Here is a 14430-nt window from a genome sequence, read left to right as displayed (position 1 = left end):
TCCAGAACATAGATTCTCGTCTGAGATAATGACTGGTTAGAGCGATTTTTTGCAAACTCATAATAATTGACTGTCATGTCGTTGCTAAACCTGTATGCCAGACGAAAAGAGCGATACCGACAGTAGCATGAAGCGACGAAATTACCTTCGGGGGCTCACTGCCACAGGCATTGCTCTTGGTGGTCTCGGTGGACTCTCAACCACGTCCTTCGCACAAGAAGACGGGGCGATTCCAGCGTCCTTCTGTGGGCCAGCGAGTACGCCGCCAGAGTCTCCGCCAGGTGGACAGGCAGGACAGTGTATCGCCTGTGTCCGCGAGGCGTGTGAAGACGGGTCAGAACCGGTTGCTGTCGGCGAATTGTACTCCGGTCTGAACGGATTTTGCTTCACTGTCGCAGCTGAAGATATTCCGGACACTGCCGACTACCTCACGCTAAAAGCAGGAACAGAGTGCTATCTGGCAGCGGTTCCTGATGACCTCGAGGGTGAGGTGACGTTCTGCAAACCGGAAGAAGCCCCGGAAATCAGCAATGCCACGTTCTACACGTGCGGGGACGAGAACGAAAATCCTCCATCGGTTGACGACGTCACAGCGTCCTGTGACGAGGTCGTTATTACGACGTCGAACATCAACGGTGAGACGCTGGACGTAACGGTGGAGTTCGCTGATGGATCGGAAGAGACCTACGACAATGTGGCGGTCCAGAATGGTGAAGCAACGGTCGAGCTCCCTGGTGACATCAACCCTGTCCATGTGACGGTCACGTATCAGGACGACCAGATTCTGTTCGATGATGGTGTCGTAGCAGACCCACCATGTCCGGATGAGCCAGCAATCACCAACGTCGAGGTTACGTGCGCGCAGATTCTCATCCAAACCGCGAACATCGACGAAGAAGAGACGTTGGATGTGACGGTGACCTTCACAGATGACTCCACAGAGATGTACACGCCGCCGGTCAACGCCGAGGGTATTGCGACAGTTACGCTCCCCGGAGACCGCGATCCGGAACAGCTCCTCGTGGAGTACGACGGGCTCGTCTTATACGACCAGTTCGTCGAAGCGTCTGATGCACCGTGCACGGAACCAGAGCCACCGGAGTGCCCACCAGGACTCGACATTAAGTTCGAATGCAAACACGGTACCTGGCGGCCATATTCCAACGACGGTACCGGTAACGTGGCCGACCCAGATGTCTTCACGATCGACGGCGATCTGCAGGAAGTGACAATCTGTGCGCCCTTCCCGTTCGCAGCCGCCGCTGCAACGCGGACGAAGGGCAAAAAGAAACACCACCACCACGACGAGAAGCACCACCACGGGGAAAAGAAACACCACCACGAGAAGCACCATCAGGGTGGCCACTCCAAAGACTGTGTAGAACAGGACGCTGTTCTCGCCGAGTCTGTCGACGACCAATTCTGCGCCACAGTTTCCACGGGCAGTGAAAAGAACGCAGAGATTTGCTGGGTCCGCGTCTTCTGTCCAGACGACAACGGCGGTAACAACGAAGACGGCAAGAACGGCGGAAACAACGAGGACGGCGACAAGGTCGATGAGGGTTGTTAAAGCGAGCTGACTCACCCCCTCTCCTCTACTCGTTTACGGGCCCATAGTGTTGTTCGACTTTTCGAATATTTCGCTGCTGTACAGGCCTTCGACGCGGAATGTGCCGTGCTAGGGCTTCGAACGTTCCGTTAGTGGATCGAATAGTTCTCGCACACCAGGCACGTCGTCGTACCACCAGACGATGAGTGCGAGTGCGACGAGACCAAACTCGAATAGTGTGAATGGCTCGAACTCGAAGGCCAAGAAGTGCGCAAGAAAGCTCTTGTCAGTGTCGTAGACCGGAAGTGGAAGGAGTGGCCACGTGAGATAGGTGAGGCTTGCAAAGTCACCGTTGAGCAAGGGATATAATCCATCTGTAGCGAGATGCGAGAGATAGCCAATCCCGAACGCAAGTGCGTATCCCGAGCGGTTGTATCGGCGACTGACTTTGTGTACAAGCGCAATCACAAGCGACGCAGTGATGAGCGAGTGCGCGAGTGATCGTCCCGTTGGGAGAATCGAAACGGACCAGGCCAGTGGCTTGTCGATGAGGTCGGGAAACTGCGTCCCAACTCCAACGAGAATCGCGGCCATGCTGGTTGGTGAGTGATTGTAGGTCCGATGGCTATACAGTGAGTACAGGAGGTACCCCACTGCCGCGTGTCCCCATGGCCACATCTTGTCTGAATGTCTGGCTATGGCGTTCCTCAAACTATCGATAGAGACACAGTATTTCTTGACATCCTCTCGCGCCTAAACGCGGGGTATTCTCCTTACTCTTAATAAGGGCGTTAGTTGAGATATTCTCCGACTGAATATCGACCCCTAGGCTCATATTATTTCATTAACATTTAGAAAATATGCCAACGTGCCAGAACTGTGGTGCCACTGTCTCAAAACAATACGTCCGTGTCTTCACGCCGGAGAGTCTGGATAACCCACGAGTGTGTCCACACTGTCAAGACATGGTTCGAGCGGGAGCGAGCGTTCGGAACGCCCGTTCCCCCCGATAAGTGCAATCTGACTTGTCTCGTGGGGTTGCAGAAAGTTGAGAAGAAAGCCTCCGACTGTAGTCGTGAGAGAAGTCACAGCGGTGAGATTCTCTCCTCCAAGAAAGAGAAGTTAGCTCGGGAACTCGTTGCCGTAACCGTCGTAGTCGCCGCTAACACCCTCGTATATGGTGCTCCAGTACAGATTCAAGGAGCCACTAACGAGTTTGATACCTTCATAGCCCTCATACGAGCGAGCAGTGATCTTCGAAATCACGGTCCCATCTCCGTCGTTAATGATGGGATGATGGGTCGATTCGTAGGAGCCGTTAGCAACGACACAGTCGTTGGCGGTGAGTGTGAGGGCACGGCGGTAGCCTGGTCCTGGCTGTTTGATTGTATTCCCATAGAGCCGAGTTCCATCACGTTCACAGCGGATGGCATGTCGACCACCAGTTGCACCAGAAGCATCACCGGTAATGGTTGTTTCTTCGATGAGAACGTCTCCGTCACCCTCCTTCACCTCAATGGCCTGTCCAGGGCAGTTCATCTCAATGTCGACCTCGTGGATGGTGACGTCACCACTTCCGCTCGAAAGCTTGATTGCATCATTCGACTCGTCACTGGAGTTGAGTGTGATCGAAGTGTTCTCAATCTTTGCTGAAGAGCAGTCCGGCATCACGGTAATCGCGTGGCCGTTCGGCTCTTCGAGGACGATCTCACAGTTGTCCACCCAACAGTCCGACCCGCCGTCAAGGCGGATCCCACGCTGGTTGGTGTCGCGCTCGCGGTTGTTATCGATGACGACGGTCGCGTCCTGGATGGTACTCCCGTCACCGTCAAGGCGGATGTTCGCGGAGTTGCTGTTCTCGAATCGTCCACCGCGAACGACGACGCGACCGTCGCCGCCGGAGTCGTAGAGACCGTTGTCAGGGAAGCCACCGATTTCGCAGTCGCGTACCCAGAGTTCCCCTTTGTGGTAGGGACTGACGATGAAGCCGGTCGGTCCCCACTGAACGTCGGGGTTGCCGTCGCGATCAGTGTTTTCGGTCCACGCGCCGCCGTCGCGTATCCAGACTCGGTCAACCGCGGCGATCTTGTCGGGGTCAATAATGTCGACGAGCATCGGACCGTGGGTGCCGGCATCGTGCTCGCCGACGAAGTCGACGTCGTGGATGTAACAGTCGTTGACCTGTGCCTGAATCGCGCGCAGTCCGGTGTTGTCCGCACTGAAGTCAAACGTAAAATCACCGATACGGAGCCAGTCACCCGGTGCGTAGTACGTCCCAAGCTTGAAGATATGATGGGGCCCATCAAATTCATCAGCAGGAGCAGGGACAATCGTCGCATCATCACCGACGAGCCAGAGTTTGGTGAAGTCGGTGAATCGGATTCCCTCGTCGACGTAGTACTCGCCAGGCGGGAAGTAGATCTTCCTGTTGTTGCCGAGGACGTCGTCCAAGACAGGAGTGATGGACTCACTGCCAGTATTATCCGCACCGGCGTCGACGATATTGATCTGTTCGTACTCTGAGCTGGCAGCTGCACGTCCAGAAAGGACCGCTGTGCCAACCGTTGCCGCCCCGATCGTGCCAAGAACGGAACGACGGTTAACTGTTCGAGTTGGGGTCTGCTTTGGGGTCTCAGGCATGTCGCAACTCGTAGAAAGTATGTAACAATAATATGTATTGACTGATTATATAACCTACAGCAATAGTGTAAGGAGCTGGGGTGTTGAAATCACCTGAGTAGGTCACTAAGCCCCGTTCTCAACGAGTGCGTGAGTGCGAGTAGGGCGGGGGTAGTTCACTACTCTGTTATCGACTGGACCACAGAATCACGCAATCACTCTCCACTGACAGTGTGCTACACAAGAGCGATCACGGATCTCTCTCAGCACATCTTCGACCCCGACGGCGGTGTCGTGAGGTAGAGCGGATCATAGCCATCAGTTGTATAGACCAGATTGCTGGTTGTGAGCAGCTGTGTATGTTGAGCCGAACTGACCGTCTCGGGAGCCGCTGGGAAGAAATGGGCACCAGTTGTCGTCCACGATCGCTGTGAGACAAGTGGACAGCTCGGTCGAGGATTCCCACGCAACCACTCAATTGCGGGCGCCATCGTTGCGTTCTCGGAGTTCGCATAGTGAGTGGCGACATTAGAGATAGTATGATCGCTCGCGAACGACCCATTGACGTGTGTCGTCGCGAACGTGGCCGCCTGAAACTCTGATTCCATCGTCGTACTTGGATATGAACCGGTATCGAGGTTAACGTAGCCAAGTGGTGCAGTGACAAGCACAGTAATGACCAAGAGAGCGATTGCAGCGCTACCAAGGGCTCGCCTCCATCGGGACACCGTGTCCGTCGTTGGAAGTGCACACTTCGTCACTGCAAACCCAGCGAGCAGAAACACCGCAACGTGGGCGAACGTTGGCATGCGCATCACGGCACCGAAATACTGGGGAGTGAGCTCAGCTGTGAGCGCGTAGTAGGTCAAAGCGACCGGTGCAGCAACCAAACTGAGAACCAACGCCCCTGTCTCGTACGCTCTGACGAGCGGAAGTGCACGGCTTGCTAGCACAACCGGGATGAGAAACACAGCAAAGCCGAGTGCAATGAGTCGTGGAGAGGGGGCAGTCCCGGGGAAGATGGGCGTGAATATATTCGCGATGATGACGACGAACCAACTCCCAATCGATAACAAAAATGCGGCTCGCTGCAACCGCTTCGAAGTGCTACGGAGCCAGACCACCCCAATCGTGAGGACGATAATCCAGGCGAGTAAGAGGCCGGGATGGTCTCTGAAGAGTCCGCTATAGGTAATGGTGAGCCCAACGGATTCTGCAAATTCGAAATACGCCCAGAACCACAGCCAGAAGCCAGCTACGAGGCCGCCCCCGAGTACGATGATATCCCGAGAGAGCGTCCTTGTGACGTGAAGGGCGACCAAGGCTGTCACGGTCAGGACGGCGATGGTCGTACTCAGATTGTGAAGCAGTGGGAATACCCCCATGAACAGCGCCGTCAGTGCCATCCATCGCGGGTCCCGAGTCACGAGCATTTGGTGTGCAACATAGGCGAGAATCGGAACTAACAGCAGTCCGATTGTTTCTTCGTCGGGAACACCTGTCCGTCGAAGAAACACACCCTCGATAGCAAGTGAGAATCCTACGATCGCAGTTACGAGTCGGAGTCGTCGTCGCGACCACTGGAGTTCCCGACCGAGCAGGTAGGCGAGTGCAGCACCAACGACAGGTGCTGCAGCACCAACCATCGCTGCAAAGGGCTGGGCTGCACTGCGTGGTTCCAGTCCAGTCACTTGACTCACCATCGCTAATCCGATGGTGAACACGAACTCGTCGGCGTCGATACGAGAGAGCGGAAGCGTCTGCGTTACCGTTTCATGCGCAAGTGAGACGTATCGAAATCCATCGAGCGTCGCGGGCAACGGACTCCAGAACAACGGTACTAACCGAAGTGTGAGTGCAACAGCGAAGACGACCAGTGCGATGTCAAGATACGTTCCGGTCCGCTCCTTACTCATCTGTCTCACCTCCCGGCACTCGTGGTTGCAGAGCCGATAAGAGCGTGGCAGGCGGGGCGGAAATGAGCGAGGCGGTCGCAAGTACCGTCCCCAAGAGCGTGATGACGAGAGACCCACCCCAGACGGCGAGGAAGACAGTTGGACCGGGGAACGGCGAAAGGCGAACGCCAAAGACGACCAACAATCCAAGAGTGTCAAGCACAGCGAGTGCACTCACGGCAATGAGTGTTGCTACCCCGGTCGCGACGACTCCAATACGCAATGCATCACTGAGGACTATTTTGAGGATTCTCTGTGGCGGTGCACCCGTCGCACGATAGATACCTATAGTCCGTCGACGGGCCTGAACGGTCTGGGCAAACGTCGCTGTCGTCCCGCCGATCGTCATGATGCCGGCTAAGGCGACAAGCGTTGGCAAGACGAACTGGAAGTTCCCGAATGCGACTTCAACGGCCTGCCCAACCCCAGTTGTCCCAGTTCGACCACTACTCGCAATCGCAGCAGCAAGCCGGTCGTCGCTAGCGACGGTGTAGTTGGTTTGGGCTAGTGTGTCCTGTGCTGTCGTCGCTTCGACGCTGTATGTGCCTGCCGTGCGTCGGGGGAGGGTTATCGTCTGTGTCGTCTGCATTCCTGGTGAAAGTGTCACAGAGCTCGTCGTTTGTTTGCTTACACTGCGAACGGTAATTTTCTGAGTAAGCGTCTCGTTCCAGGGGTTATAAATCACGAGGTGAGCAGTCGGCCGGGTGACTGCACTCGGCGTATTTGGGCGAACACTGAGGTCTGCAACGAGTGACTTTTCTGCATCTTCCTCGACAGTTATCGAGTTGCGTGTGAGGGTTGGTCGTCCCTCAATGCGAGGTGCATATTCACCGGGTGCCTCAAGCGGAAGTCGTCCGTACCCACTTGCGTTCATCTGGATGCGTTGTTCGCCAACGATGATGGTTGCGTTAGGCAGTGCTGTCCCCTGCAGTGTCTGTGCCTGAACGAGCGGAGCACTATTTGGAGGAGCACGCTTCGGAAGCGTGGTGATACGTGCTGTCTGTGGAGAGACGACGTGAACCATCTTCGATTCGTTCTCAACGGTGAGACTGTAGTTACCCTGTGAGCCAGCGGAGAATTGATGGGTGATGGTACGCTTGTCGCCTGTCTGCAGTGTGAGTTCCTGGGCTGTCGTTTGATTGCGATACTGGATGGTAATCGAGTGTGTCTCTTGGGAAAGCGCGTCGTTTCGAACAGTAATCGTCGCTGTGAACGGCTCTCCTTCGGCGACAGCCGTGGACGTCTGAATATCGGTGACTGAAACACCTGTCGACAGTGCGTGATCAGTTGTCGGTAGTCGGTCTGCTCGAATGAAATGGACAGTTCCCTCGCTTTTCCCTGCAAGATGGCGTGCGGTCGGCAATGAAACCAAAAGCTGGTCGTCATATGGACCGGGCGCAGTAAACGTCCCCACGACTGTTACACGCGTGAAGGCTGGTTGGGTGGAGCCACCGAGCGTAATGGTGTCTCCAATTTGGATATCACGTGATTGCGCGAGATCTTCACCGATGACGGCCTCATCGACTGCTTGGGGACGAGCGCCGGTTGTGAGTGTCGCATCAGAGACGGCCGCGAAGGCTGAGAAGTTCGCCCCACGAGCGGGTAGTGGTTGATTCGCGTGTGTCTCGAATAAGAGGATCTCTGGACTTGCATTGATATCACGAGCCTTGAGTGGGTCTGCATAGCTGGCGGGAACGGTACTCGCGACAGGATGAATGCTGTCTTGTTCAGTGATGGTTGCACTGTCTGCAGCAGCGAATGCGCCCACGACTCCTGCAATTGATGCTGTCAAGATGACGAAGGCGATAAACACGGTGAGTGTGGCTGTCGTGGGAATCAGTGCGCGCCAACTGAGAAGTGTTGGTGAGAGTCGTGATCGCAGTGTCTCGTTCTGATTCACCGATGAGGGGGTTTTCGGTGTCGTTGTCGCTGTAATGTGAGCCGGCGGTTGTCGTACTGTCGACCACGCTGCAAGACCGCCTGCAAGTCCACCCACGGCAATGATGACACCAAATAGGGGGAGCAAGAGCTGGCTCGCAGTCAGCGTCACCGAGATTGGAAGCGACAGTGGGAGCCCAATTGCAACAGCTAGATTGACACCAGTACTGGGGACGATCGTCCCGATTGCAAACCCGAGTGCAACCCCGACACTTGTCAGGAGAGACGACCGGAGCGCAAAGAGGCTGAGCACACTCGTCGCTGTCGCACCTGTTGCTCGAATCGTCCGAATCGTCGTGAGTCTATCCCGGACGCTCATTCGCGTGACGCTGTAGACAGTAACCCCGACGAGGATGGCACCGCCACCTGCAATCACCGTGAGAACTGTGAGTGCTTGTTGTGTACCCGTAATGAAGAACTGAAGCGCCGAGAGAAGCGGACTCCCACTCACGCCTGCTTCGCCAGTCTGGAGTACAAATCCTCCCGTCTGTCCCAACTGATTGACGACACTTGTGTTGGCGACGTACCACTGGGGAGAAATCAGTGATGTCCCTTCTCGAGGTGTGACCGTGAGCGTCAGTGTATGGTTCGTCCCCTCAAGACGCATCGCCTGTTCACTTGTAATGGCCCCATGAGTGACGCTTTCAGGTGAGGGGGGTATCTGCTGTGCTGATGTCCATGAGCCAGATTCTACTTCTGGAGGAGGACTAATGACGGTTGCCGAAGTACCATCTGCCTGCTCCACGTGAGCAACAGGCAGGACAACTGCACCGTCTGATGGTCGCTCTTCTATGGGGGATTCGACATAGGTCACAGACCCTGGTGAGTCGAATTCTGCAGCAATTGCGGTTGTCTGTCCACCAATCGCAAGGACGAGCAGTGTCGTCCCAGTGAGAAAGGCAACCGTCACGGCGATTACGAGCACAGTGAGCCGGTCTCGCTGTGACCAGCGGGTTAACAGCGCACGTCGATATCCCATATCGCTCCTGAGACACTCTCGATATCGCCCGTATTGGGCTCGTCTGTGAAATGTTCTATGAGAGAAGAGAGAACAGCCATGTGAGAGTTGTCTTGTTATCTCATAGGAGACAGATAGTCGAATTAAATCCTTTGGTCAACTCGAATTGCGCGTACTACTCGCGGTTAAGCGCCTCAACAGGGTCAACGTGGGATGCTGAATACGCAGGATACAGTCCTGCGAGCACCCCGATACTAATACCGACACCAATTGCTGCGAGGACCCATTCAAGTTGGAATGTGAACGGAAGCTCAATGAGATCCGTCGTGATTTTCGCCGAGAGGACTCCAAGCGCAGTGCCAAGCATTGCACCAAGCACCCCAAGCGAAATCGATTCCACGAGGAAAATCTGGAGGACAGATCCACGAGAGGCTCCGATTGCACGCATCACACCAATTTCGCGTGTTCGCTCAGCGACGCTCACGAGCATAATATTTGCAATGCCGATTCCTCCAATAATCAACGAAAGGAGAGCAATTGCGGTGACGTAGAGAACAAACGTCTCTGTAACGTGCGAAACCTGATCGATCAGGTCTTCTCTGGTCTGCGTGCGGAGCTCCGTGCCAGTTGCTTTGAGCTCTCGTGCATCCGAAGACTCTGCGAGGTACGTTTCGACTTCAGTTTCTACTTGTTCGATCTCGTTGAGCGTCGTGACTTGGACGAAGAGCCGCTCGTAGACGAACTGCTGGGTTTCTGCATTGGGAGACGTCCCACGGCGAGTAGAGTAGGGATCTGCTGGTGCATAGACGACTGCTGGCGGTGCGTTATTATCGAGGCTGAGTTGGTCAGACGAGTCGATGATGCCAACGACAGTCGCATTACGCCTGTCTTCAGTTGATTGGCCCAATGTTATCTGATCACCGACGGAGACATTGCCACCGAGAGCCACAACTGCAGAGTGACTCAAGACGACTTCTCGCTGTCCGGGACGGAAGGCACGACCGTCGACAAACGGGTCGCCTCGGAGATCGAAATACGTGGGCTCAGTAATAATCACCCGCTGTGTTGACATCGAGTTATCTTCAGTTCCAACGGCAGTCAGTCCCATCCCACTGTAGGGAACGACTCGCTTAACGCCTGAAATTGCTTCTAAGTGTTCGATATCGTATTCGGTGTAGACACTTTGGCTCGACCCCAGCAGTGCAGAGTACTCATTATCGCCTCGTGGGGCGCTGAGTTGGATTATGTTTTGCTCGTCTCCAACGAAGGTGCTGATAATCTCAGCCTGCAAACTGGCTCCGAGTGTGACAAACAAGATGACGCCAGCGATCCCGACAACGACTCCAATCGTAGTCAGTGTTGATCGAAGCTTGTGATTTCCGAGGTTCGTCCACGCGAGCCGAATGCTCTCACGTACGTCCATTAATGGCGCTCTCTGAGCTGGTGTCAATCGACCCATCCTGTACTCGAATCACCCGATCAGCACGTGCTGCAACAGTACTGTCGTGGGTAACCACGAACGCGGTTTGCCCCTCGTTGTGAAATTCGTCTAAGAGATCGAGAATCGTCTCGCCGGTCTTCTGGTCTAAACTCCCTGTGGGCTCGTCCGCAAGGAGAATCGTTGGGTCATTAGCAAGTGCTCGCGCAATCGCAACTCGTTGGCGCTGGCCGGCCGACAACTCTTCAGGTGGATAATCGATTCGATGCTCGAGGCCAACTCGTTCGAGAAGCGAGCGTGCCCGCTCATGACGCGCTTGTCGAGTAACACCCGCAAACACCAATGGCAATGCGACGTTCCGCAGTGCAGATTGGTGAGGAATCAACTGGAATGACTGAAAGACAAATCCGATGTCGTCTCGCCGAATTTTGGTTCTCGCCCGTTCATCAAGTGTGGTTACGTCGCGACCATTGATGAATACCGTTCCCGAGGTCGGCAGACTCAAACAGCCAATAATATTGAGTAGCGTACTCTTTCCGGCTCCACTTGGACCCATAAGTGCGGTGTACGAACCAGAAGCAACCGCAAATGAGATCTCGTCGAGGACAGTGACTGCTTCTCCGTGGTGAAACTCCTTCGAGACCGTGTCTAATCGAATCGCTGGAGTGGTTTCGGAAGGCGAGAACGCTGTGAACATCGAGTCCAACTCGAGTGATATTGTAGGCGGTCAAGCAACTTAGTAATGTGTTGACACCTAACGTAACCAGAACCTACCGAGACAGTAGTTCGAGCTGACCGCATATTTTTTATTAATCCATTGTGGACGCAAATATAGAATGAGACCGAATCGGATAGTTGTCGAGTGGCCGTGAGCAGTACGCGCATGTTCTGTTCGTGGACGCGGAGCGAATCTCCCGATTGGCATGATGGGCAGTGGGAGGTACGATGAGCTATGCTCGTGCGCTGTTGACGCGGTGGTCTCGACGTGACCGACTGACGGTTGTGGTTGTCGCTGTCACAACTCTGTTTCTTGTCGGTACAGCGCTACTCTTGTTTGCGGCGACGTCTCAGATCGCGGCACTTGAGGATGACCTTGGTGGCTCTGCAAGCATCCGGTATGAGGCCTCCTCATCACCGACGCCAGAAAAAGGGCAAACAGTACTCCCAGTTGCCGATGTCCAACTCTCAGATGGGACGCAAGGGTTCGTTGTTGGAATCCCTGCAGATGCACCGTCTGAGCTGACCACAGCATCCGTAGAGTGGCAACCCGCACGTCTTCCACAGCCAACGAAAACAGTCTATGGTCCGCCCGATTCAACAACACAGCGCACGCTTCAGGGCACGGCGGGGACACAGACTGTTACGGTTGAATCGTATCCGAACTCGACGATTTTCCCTCGCTACTGGTACGCCGCCAATGTCTCGACTGTCAGCGACCTTGGACAAACTGGGTCGTTGGTTATCGACAATGGAGCAGACGGGTCAATGGTCTCAACCAGTGGTACACCCCTCTTAGCTGCAGTTCCGTTCCTTCTGGGTGGGATTCAGCAAGTAAATAGTATCCTCTCTTTGCTCGCGATTGCGGGGTCTGTGCTTGTTCTCATTTTCGTCTACAACGTCTCTTTGATGAGCGTGCGAGAGCGACTCGCAACGATACAAATTGTCCGAGCCACTGGGGGGCAACGCCGAACGGTATTGGCACTGTTCGGATTGCGAGCTGGTATCCTCACCGCTGTTGGCGTTGCACTGGGGTATGGGCTCGGTGTTGTTTTAACGAACTTGATGGTGAATTTCGCGATCGTCTTCAGCCTCCCGATTGCATTGGATCCGAGTGTCACACCAGCGGTTGTTCGGGTGTTGACACCGATACTCATCGGTTACATCCTTATTGGTATCGTCGCTGGGATCATCGCTGCGTGGCCATCAGTTCGAGGTCAACCAGCAACGATCGCCCAAACAACCCACCGACAGCGGAATCATTCGAGTCGAATTCCGGAGGCGCTCAAACCGTATCTCTCGTTGACGATGCTCAACTGGCGAGCGTTGATTCCTGCGACCGCGACGCTGACTGTGTTTGCCCTTGTTGTTGTGTTGATCGGCTCGCTTATCGGCGCCGCTGCGCCGCTCTCTGGGACCTCTGGGACGACAATCACTGAAGCTGGAACCACGAATCCACTCGGGAGTCAGGTTGATTCTCGGTACGCAGATGTGCTTCGCGCACAGGGAGTTGCAGCGAGCCCCGAAATTATTCTTGCACAACGGATCGATGGTCAGTCGTTCCTTGCCCGCGGTGCGAATTACTCGTCTTTCAAAGCGGTTTCGGAAACAACTCTTGTCGCTGGACGGGCCCCACAGACCCCTAGCGAAGCAGTCATTGGAAACGACCTTGCTCAAACGCTGGGCATTGATGTAGGCGATCAACTCACGTTAGGTGGCACAATTTCGCCAGCAGTCACGCGGGTTGAGATTGTCGGACGATTCGACGGAACAGGAGTCTACAACGACCAGTTGATTGTCCCACTCGAAACTGCTCACCACCTCTCGTTACGCGAAGGGAACGTCCACCTCATCCGAACGGAAGGTGGACTGCCCACAAGCGAGATGACGGGAAAGACCGGTGTGACAATCACCGATCTCGCGGCACCAAAAACGGCACCTGCTGGATCACCAGTGACCGTCGAACTCCAGATGCAGAACTTCGACGCAGAACCTAAAACACAGACCGTCTCGGTAGAGGTTGGCCCGAAAACGATCAACCGCACGCTGACACTCGCTGCCGATACGCAACGGGAGGTGACGGTCACCACCCAGATTGAATCGCCGGGAGAGTATTCCATTCAGGCGGGCAGTCACTCACAATCGCTCTCTGTGCGTGCTGCTGATTCGCTTACCCTCGAGGCGCTCCCATCGAAAGCACCACCGAATAGTTCACTGTTCGTCCCAGTCCGGACCCTTACTGGTGAACCGGTGCCGAACGCAACTGTCACACTTGGAGATTTCACTGCGCGAACGAACGCACAAGGGATTGCACGTTTGTCAGTCCCACCGACTAACGGTGCATACATGGTCGCCGTCGAGACAACAGACAAGCGTACCGTCACTCGGAATCTAACCGTCTCTTCAACTGCGAACAAGCAGCTGGCTGCCACAGTAAGTGTTTCACCAACTGAAGCAAGTGTGTTGACCCGACCGACAGTGACTGTCCAACTCGGGAACCGATGGAACAAGACGCTGACACGCAACATCACACTCGTTACGCCCTCTGATACGACAACTCGGACTGTGACGCTGTCGCCTGGCAATGTAACCGGGTATGAGACCACGCTTGGTGGTGGAACTGAGGATCGAGTCTCACCAGGGACGTACAACGTCCGGATTGTTTCGGATGGGGAGCAACTCGATACAGCGACGTACTCCGTCCATGGTGACGAACGAATCTTCTCAGCAGTTGCGAGCGGGAGTCAAATCAGCGACGGCAATGGTCTCGATCGGGTCGTCCAGACCGTCTTTGGCAACATCAACCTCGTTTTGGGGGGAGTTATGGTCTTAGCTGGCTTGATGACGATTGGCGGGACGACAACAACATTTGCGCAAGTCATTCATGCTCGACGACAGACCTTCGGAGTCTATCAAGCGACTGGCGCAAACGAAGATAGCGTTGTGTACACTGTCTTAGCTGATGTACTCCGTCTCTCGATCCCTGCTGTGATTATCGCTGTCACGTTAGCCTTCAGTATTCTCATCATCTTGCGAGCATCGGGGCAATTGGTCTTGTTTGGCATTCAGCCCTCACTCGCCTTACCTGTGGGTTTACTTGGGGCAGTGTTGGTTGCCGGCGTCGAGCTATCACTTGTCAGTGCGGTTCTTGCAGCAGTGCCACTCATGCAGAAGTCTTCTCAAGCGTTGCTCACTGAAGCGAGTGGTTCGAGGGACGAGGAGATCGAAGCGAGCATGGATGAATTCTACAAGTGAA

9 protein-coding genes are annotated in these 14430 nt (G+C 54.9%); 3 read left to right on the top strand and 6 right to left on the bottom strand.

Annotation, left to right across the window (positions count from 1 at the left end; all coding sequences use genetic code 11):
- Nucleotides 1–94: 94 nt before the first annotated feature.
- Nucleotides 95–1570 (top strand): hypothetical protein, encoded by a 1476-nt coding sequence (locus EOHIBHHM_RS09785; protein ID WP_497250029.1) that lies wholly within the window; start codon nt 95–97, stop codon nt 1568–1570.
- Nucleotides 1571–1678: 108 nt separating this feature from the next.
- Here EOHIBHHM_RS09785 and EOHIBHHM_RS09780 read toward each other — a convergent pair whose 3' ends face one another.
- Nucleotides 1679–2227, bottom strand: coding sequence for a metal-dependent hydrolase (locus EOHIBHHM_RS09780; protein WP_497256967.1), 549 nt, complete (start codon nt 2225–2227; stop codon nt 1679–1681).
- Between the two features lie 182 nt (nt 2228–2409).
- On the opposite strand from EOHIBHHM_RS09780, the gene EOHIBHHM_RS09775 reads away from it, so the two are divergent.
- On the top strand, nt 2410–2562 hold the full coding sequence (locus EOHIBHHM_RS09775) for a DUF7563 family protein (RefSeq protein ID WP_497250027.1): 153 nt from the start codon (nt 2410–2412) through the stop codon (nt 2560–2562).
- Between the two features lie 109 nt (nt 2563–2671).
- Here the strand turns inward: EOHIBHHM_RS09775 and EOHIBHHM_RS09770 are convergent, their stop codons facing one another.
- The 5 genes from EOHIBHHM_RS09770 to EOHIBHHM_RS09750 form a co-directional block, all read right to left on the bottom strand.
- A complete protein-coding gene (locus tag EOHIBHHM_RS09770) occupies nt 2672–4189 on the bottom strand; it encodes a right-handed parallel beta-helix repeat-containing protein (protein WP_497250025.1) in 1518 nt (505 codons plus the stop codon).
- Nucleotides 4190–4431: 242 nt separating this feature from the next.
- On the bottom strand, nt 4432–6084 hold the full coding sequence (locus tag EOHIBHHM_RS09765) for a putative glycosyltransferase family protein (protein WP_497250023.1): 1653 nt from the start codon (nt 6082–6084) through the stop codon (nt 4432–4434).
- Nucleotides 6077–8986: an ABC transporter permease gene (locus EOHIBHHM_RS09760; RefSeq protein WP_497250021.1), complete on the bottom strand. Its 2910-nt coding sequence runs from the start codon at nt 8984–8986 to the stop codon at nt 6077–6079. The genes EOHIBHHM_RS09765 and EOHIBHHM_RS09760 overlap by 8 nt, the downstream gene beginning before the upstream one ends.
- Before the next feature lie 208 nt (nt 8987–9194).
- A complete protein-coding gene (locus tag EOHIBHHM_RS09755; RefSeq protein WP_497250019.1) occupies nt 9195–10442 on the bottom strand; it encodes an ABC transporter permease in 1248 nt (415 codons plus the stop codon).
- On the bottom strand, nt 10429–11154 hold the full coding sequence (locus EOHIBHHM_RS09750; protein ID WP_497250017.1) for an ABC transporter ATP-binding protein: 726 nt from the start codon (nt 11152–11154) through the stop codon (nt 10429–10431). The genes EOHIBHHM_RS09755 and EOHIBHHM_RS09750 overlap by 14 nt, the downstream gene beginning before the upstream one ends.
- 248 nt (nt 11155–11402) lie before the next feature.
- Here EOHIBHHM_RS09750 and EOHIBHHM_RS09745 point away from each other — a divergent pair, with 248 nt between their 5' ends.
- Nucleotides 11403–14429 (top strand): FtsX-like permease family protein, encoded by a 3027-nt coding sequence (locus EOHIBHHM_RS09745; protein ID WP_497250015.1) that lies wholly within the window; start codon nt 11403–11405, stop codon nt 14427–14429.
- The last annotated feature ends 1 nt before the right edge of the window (nt 14430 follow it).

This window comes from Halogranum roseipondis (assembly GCF_059695585.1).
This window is presented reverse-complemented; position numbering and strand designations above follow the sequence as displayed.

What these genes read in the sequence shown, in the direction of transcription:
- EOHIBHHM_RS09770 (WP_497250025.1), bottom strand. Translation starts at nt 4,189, where the DNA reads ATGCCTGAGACCCCAAAGCAGACCCCAACTCGAACAGTTAACCGTCGT.
- EOHIBHHM_RS09785 (WP_497250029.1), top strand. Translation starts at nt 95, where the DNA reads ATGCCAGACGAAAAGAGCGATACCGACAGTAGCATGAAGCGACGAAAT.
- EOHIBHHM_RS09780 (WP_497256967.1), bottom strand. Translation starts at nt 2,227, where the DNA reads ATGTGGCCATGGGGACACGCGGCAGTGGGGTACCTCCTGTACTCACTG.
- EOHIBHHM_RS09755 (WP_497250019.1), bottom strand. Translation starts at nt 10,442, where the DNA reads ATGGACGTACGTGAGAGCATTCGGCTCGCGTGGACGAACCTCGGAAAT.
- EOHIBHHM_RS09750 (WP_497250017.1), bottom strand. Translation starts at nt 11,154, where the DNA reads ATGTTCACAGCGTTCTCGCCTTCCGAAACCACTCCAGCGATTCGATTA.
- EOHIBHHM_RS09775 (WP_497250027.1), top strand. Translation starts at nt 2,410, where the DNA reads ATGCCAACGTGCCAGAACTGTGGTGCCACTGTCTCAAAACAATACGTC.
- EOHIBHHM_RS09765 (WP_497250023.1), bottom strand. Translation starts at nt 6,084, where the DNA reads ATGAGTAAGGAGCGGACCGGAACGTATCTTGACATCGCACTGGTCGTC.
- EOHIBHHM_RS09745 (WP_497250015.1), top strand. Translation starts at nt 11,403, where the DNA reads ATGAGCTATGCTCGTGCGCTGTTGACGCGGTGGTCTCGACGTGACCGA.